Raw genomic sequence first — 556 nt, 5'->3', positions numbered from 1 at the left:
ATTTGGGAAACAAGCGTATCCGGAGATTCTTGAAGCCCGACTTTTTTCATTAATTCGAGCGTTTCCAGCTTTGTCTTTCGCCAATTGATGACGCCGCGGCTGGCCTGTTCATTGCCCAAAAAAAGATTTTCCGCAATGGAAAGCTGGGGGACGAGCGCCAGCTCCTGGTGGATGATGACGATCCCCGCTTCCTCGCTTTGCTTAATATTTTTGAATTGGCATACTTCCCCTTTATATAAAATGTCGCCCGTATACGCACCGTACGGATAGACGCCGCTCAGCACCTTCATCAAAGTCGACTTGCCCGCCCCGTTTTCCCCGCAGAGGGCATGGATTTCGCCCGCTTTAACGCGAAGGTGGACATTGTCGAGCGCTTTGACGCCGGGAAACTCCTTCGTGATGCCTCTCATCTCTAAAATGCAATCGGACATCGGATCACTTCCCTAATTCCGATTCTTTATAGTAACCGCCGTCAACGAGCACTTTTTTGTAGTTCTCTTTGTCGACGACGACCGGTTCAAGCAGGTATGATGGAACGACCTTCTCTCCGTTGTCA

At 50.0% G+C, this 556-nt stretch carries 1 protein-coding gene and 1 pseudogene; both read right to left on the bottom strand.

The annotated features are described in order from the left end of the window. On the bottom strand, positions 1-431 hold a 431-nt coding region (locus ACWHAR_RS30705; protein ID WP_452088887.1), incomplete at its 3' end, for an ATP-binding cassette domain-containing protein. Positions 432-435: 4 nt separating this feature from the next. Next, positions 436-556: pseudogene (locus ACWHAR_RS30700) on the bottom strand (sugar ABC transporter substrate-binding protein); the annotation flags it as partial.

The sequence above is a fragment of the Bacillus sp. LR--39 genome (assembly GCF_053613335.1).
Note: the sequence above shows the minus strand (reverse complement) of the source record. Positions and strands in the feature narration are given on the sequence as shown.